Source organism: Streptomyces sp. ACA25 (genome assembly GCF_028200735.1).
Lineage (GTDB): Bacteria > Actinomycetota > Actinomycetes > Streptomycetales > Streptomycetaceae > Streptomyces.
This window is the reverse complement of sequence record NZ_JAQKPV010000041.1, coordinates 1-3496: the sequence shown is the minus strand read 5'-3', so window position 1 is coordinate 3496 and position 3496 is coordinate 1. Positions and strand designations below refer to the sequence as shown.

1 protein-coding gene and 1 pseudogene are annotated in these 3496 nt (G+C 69.3%); both read left to right on the top strand.

Going from position 1 to position 3496, the window contains the following annotated elements; translation table 11 throughout:
- Positions 1-151: pseudogene (locus tag PJ985_RS23015) on the top strand (ATP-binding protein); the annotation flags it as partial.
- Positions 152-484: 333 nt separating this feature from the next.
- Positions 485-3490, top strand: a complete 3006-nt coding sequence (locus PJ985_RS23010; RefSeq protein WP_443033578.1) for a nitrate- and nitrite sensing domain-containing protein — start codon at positions 485-487, stop codon at positions 3488-3490.
- The last annotated feature ends 6 nt before the right edge of the window (positions 3491-3496 follow it).

Genomic DNA, 3496 nt, shown 5'->3' with positions numbered 1-3496 from the left:
CTATCAGCCGTACTCGCCCGACGAAGTGCGGGAGGCGCTGCAGATCGGCCCGGACGCACCCATCATCGTCACCGACGCCCGGCACCGCGCGGAGGCCAAGAGCGCCCTCATCACCCTGGTGGAACACGCGCTTCTCGCCCGGCTGAGCTGAGGCGGACGGCACCCTCCGGAAATCCGGAAAACAACACAACGGCATGGGAGGGCCCGGAGTTCCCGGGTCCTCCCATGCCGTTGTGTTGTTGCACACGCCCTCTCCGGCTGTTTGATAACGGTTCGGCAGGCAATCCCCGGAAAGTGAGTACAGGCGGCGAGCGACTCGCTCCACTCTGCCCACCCATGACCGTGCATATATGCCCGAAAGGGAGTTATGCCCGTTTTCTTGTTGGCTGGTGGCCGGCCCTATCTCATGCCAGGGGGATTGGAAAGGTGTGCTGCAACGTGCTGAAATCCACTGAACTCCGCAGTAGCCACGGTCCACGGGCCGATGCCGAGAGGTGAGAGATCAGTGAGGCGCAGCAAGACAACTTCCCCGGCCGAGGGGGAGTCAGGGGGCCCCGGTACAGCCGGGCGGGGTAATTTCACCCCGCCGTCCGCCGTGTCCGCGCCTCCTGTCGAGGCCCCCGCGGAACCCGACGATTCCGGCAGCAGGTTCGCCGCCCGGAACTGGCGGGTGGCCACCAAACTGAACGCCATTCTGCTGATCCCGGTCCTGGTCGCCCTGGTGTTCGCCGGCCTCCGGGTCGGTACCCACTACGGCACCTGGCAGGAGGCGCAGGACGCGGAGCGCACCGCTCAGCTGGCGCGCTCCGCCTCCGCCTATGCGCACGCGCTGATCGACGAGCGGGACATCAGCGCGCGTCCGCTGCTCGACGGCAACCCGGACGACCCCGAGGTCGTGCGGGCCCGGCAGGCCACCGACACCGCCCGGGCCGCGTTCGACACGCAGGTGCTGGACACTCCGGGGGATCGGAACCTCGAGCGGCGGATCGCCGCGGTCCGCGAGGCGGAGCCCGGGATCGAGGCCCTTCGGCAGAACGCCTACTCGGACGAGATGCAGGGCGCGCAGACCGAGGAGTCGTACGTCGAGATTCAGCGTCCGCTGATGACCTTCGCCAACGAGCTGGGTCTGGGGACCGGCGCCGCGGCCTACGGGCGTTCCATCTACGCGGTGTCGCTGGGAAAGTCGGCCGGTTCGCTGCAGCGGTCCATCGGTACCCACCTGTTGGTGGCGCCTCCGGACGACGAGACGGAGCTGGCCCGGCTGCGGCTGGCCTTCACGTCCTACGCCTACCTCGAGAACATCGCCGCGTCCGAGTACGAGACCGCAGCGCCGGACGAGCAGTTCGCCCAGTTCCAGGGCATCATGGAGCGAGCGCAGGCCAGCGGGGCCACCCCGAGCGGGGTGAGCCTGGACCAGATGAGGACCCTCATCGCCTCCGGGCAGTTCAATGTCGATCAGCTTGCCGCCCAGGGCGTCACGCCCGAGGCCTGGTTCCAGGCGACCACCGCCACTTTCGACGCCTACTCGGAGACCGAGCAGGAGCTGCTGGACAGCGCGGTGGCCGAGGCACAGGAAATCGCCTCCGCCGCCCGCAGCGACGTCATCGTGAACTCGGTGATCGTGCTGACCGCGCTTCTCGTCGCCTTCTTCGTCGCGGCGCTGATGGCCCGCTCGATGAGCCTGAACATGCGCCGCCTGCGCACCGCTGCCCAGAGCGTCGCGGAGGAGCGGCTGCCGGCCCTGGTGGAACAGCTCTCCCGGACCAATCCGGGGGAGATCGACACCCATGTGAAGTCCATCTCGGTCACCAGCCGTGACGAAATCGGCGAGGTCTCGCGCGCCTTCGACGAGGTGCACCGGGAGGCCGTCCGGCTGGCCGCGGAGCAGGCGCTGCTGCGGGGCAACGTGAACGCCATCTTCACCAACCTGTCCAGCCGCAACCAGGGTCTCATCGAACGACAGCTGGGTCTCATCACGGAACTCGAGAACAACGAGGCCGACCCGGATCAGCTGGAGAGCCTCTTCAAGCTGGACCATCTCGCGACCCGCATGCGCCGCAACGGCGAGAACCTCCTCGTCCTCGCGGGGGAGGAAGCGGGCCGCCGGTGGAATCAGCCGGTGCCGCTGACCGATGTGGTGCGGGCGGCGGCCTCCGAGGTGGAGGACTACGAGCGGATCGAGCTGGCCGGGGTTCCGGAGAGCGAGATCCACGGGGCGGTTGTCACCGACCTGGTGCACCTGCTGGCCGAGCTTCTGGAGAACGCGACGTCGTTCTCCTCACCGCACACCAAGGTCCGGGTGACCGCGACCCGGCTTCCCGACGGCCGGGTCATGGTGGAGATCCACGACAAGGGCATCGGTCTCACCGCCGAGGACTTCGCGCAGATCAATCACCGGCTGTCCGAGCCGCCCGCCGTGGACGCCGCGATCTCACGGCGCATGGGCCTCTTCGTGGTCGGACGGCTGGCCGAGCGGCACGGGATCCGGGTGCAGCTGCGTCCCTCCGGGGAGCAGTCCGGCACGACCTCTCTGGTGATGCTGCCGGAGGCGATCACGCAGGGGGGTGTGGGCCCGCAGCCGGCCGAGGAGGAGTTCACCGTCTCCAGGATGGTCCCGGAGGGCCCTCGGCCCCAGGAGACGCCGGAGGAGGCAGGTCTGCGCACGGCCGCCGAACTCGGCTTCGACGACTCGCGTTACGCAGCCGGTGACGGTCCGCGGGAGCTGGGTCCGATCGGTCGTACGGCCCATCACGAAGAGCGGCGTGCCCAACTGGAGGCGGAACAGGTCCCGCCCGCGCCCCGCGACGCCCAGGGGTTCCAGGAGCCGCAGCATCAGGCGCAGGAGTACTCCCACCCCGGCTACGGGGACCACGCGTACCAAGAAGCCGTTCCTGGCGACCGGAGCGCATACGGCGGCGGAACCTACCCTGAGCAGGGTTACGGCGACGGAGCGTATCCGGAGCAGCGTTTCCCCGGGGAGACCGGCTCGGACCAGCGATTCGATGCCTTTCCGCAACGATCCGAATCCCACCCCGCCGCTCCCCCTGGAGGGCCGGGGAGCGTAGGCTTCACCGGACCGGGCCACCCCTCGGAGGGCCGTCCCGCCGCTGCCGCCCAGAGGGCTTCCGGCGCTCAGCCGCAGTGGCAGCAGTCGGCGGGGGAAGAGCCTCAGCGACTGCGGGAGGAGCCTTTGGAGCAGGCACCGGACGGAGGCCAGTGGCATCGCGGGCCGCGCCGGGAGGCTGCGCAGCCGAGCGGCACCACGACCTCCGGGCTTCCCAAGCGGGTACCCCGGGCCAACCTGACCGAGCACCCCACCGAAGAACCTCCCAAGGGAGGCCCGCAGGTCTCCAGGAACCCGGAGGATGTCCGGGGCAGGCTGAGCGACCTGCACCGGGGCGTCCGTCAGGGACGGGACGCCGGCACCAGCCGTGCACGGAACGATGATCCGGGCTTCGGCCCCGGAAACACCTACGATCAGGAGCGTTAGTGTGAG